The following is a 1,356-nucleotide window of genomic DNA, read 5'->3' as shown; positions in this document are numbered from 1 at the left end:
CCGTCAGATCGCCTCGTGCCATGCCTGTTCTCTCTGCTCCTTACCCCACAGGCAGGAAGTGAATCAGATCTCAGGCAGATCGTATAGATCTTTTGTCAACGTGACCTAGTCCGGCATAACAAACTACTAGTGTCAGATTGGTCAGATAAACACCTAACCGTTCACGCAGCCAAGCCGCGGGCGTGTCGAATGCAATCCGGTAGATAAGGAAAAATATGATCGGAGGCATGACAAAAATGGAAATAATTGGGTTTTTTGAAAGTCTGTAGAAAAATCGCTTATTTAGGCCCATGGATTTATATTCGGCTACGGTAATGCAGTCTGAATAAAAATCAGAAATCCTGCCTCTGCTATCAATGTTGTTCCACCCGCCATGGTGGATCGAGTGATGTTTTTTCCAATGATCATAGGGTGTGAATGTCAGGAGAGAACATAGCCTGCCTACGCAGTTATTCATCCACGAACATTTAAACAAAGATCCGTGACTACAGTCATGTTGAAGAATAAATGTGCGGACAGCTAATCCCGATGCCAGTGGAGCGAGAAGAAGAACGAGTATATGGCCGTGCGAGACGCCCAGATACAGAATCACATAGCTGATCAAAAGTGCGCCGATCGTAGATACGGTTTGCCATAGACTGAATCCAAAATTCGAATTCTGATAGCTTTTAATGGAGCCCAGAGTATCCTCGTGAGGGCCATTGTTTACGGGTTCCTGAACGATCAATTGTCTCATAGGGCCTATCTGACGACAAAATTTACAGTAGATGTGTATGGATGACTTATTAAGACAACAAGCTAATCATAAGGATATTGGGACTTATTAATCCGGCGGCGCATAGAGGTCATACCAGACGTTTTTATGCGGGACATATCAGGGCGACACATAACAGTCTTTTCAGAAGGCGCTATATGTCTCGCTACAAATAGAGGTCTCGAAGATACGCTGAGTAATGTCCTCGTGGTCTATTTTTGGCTTGGCGGCCGATGAATGGAGACTTCGCTTCGCCATATGATCGCTAGTATTATAAGTAAATGTGGCCATTTCTTGCTTTTAAGTATTCGACGAATACGCACGAACCGGCGTCACTTTGACACTTCATTTTCTAGACATCAGAGGTCTGTCCAAGGGCAAGTCTTTTCGAACGTTCCACTAGCTTGAAAATTAGGGTCAATCTTTCTTCGATCCTTTCAGCTTCAAGATGTAGAGCCTGTGGCTCTAGCGCTCGTGGACAAAGCTTGACGGGGGTGCACGAGATTGATTCAACGCTGCCATTTGGAGATGGCTTTGGACGAGACGATCGGGGCGACGGATGCGGAATGGGCGCTGATCGGTCCTCTTCTGCCGTCTGAGAC

General features: G+C 46.0%; 1 protein-coding gene. It reads right to left on the bottom strand.

Annotated elements, in window-relative coordinates; translation table 11 throughout:
* Positions 1–70 precede the first annotated feature (70 nt).
* A complete protein-coding gene (locus HKD27_RS16835; protein WP_194690218.1) occupies positions 71–736 on the bottom strand; it encodes a fatty acid desaturase in 666 nt (221 codons plus the stop codon).
* Between the last annotated feature and the right edge of the window lie 620 nt (positions 737–1,356).

Source organism: Gluconobacter sp. R75690 (genome assembly GCF_015244525.1).
GTDB lineage: Bacteria > Pseudomonadota > Alphaproteobacteria > Acetobacterales > Acetobacteraceae > Gluconobacter > Gluconobacter potus.
The sequence above is the reverse complement of the archived record's forward strand: the minus strand, read 5'-3'. Positions and strand labels throughout refer to the sequence as shown.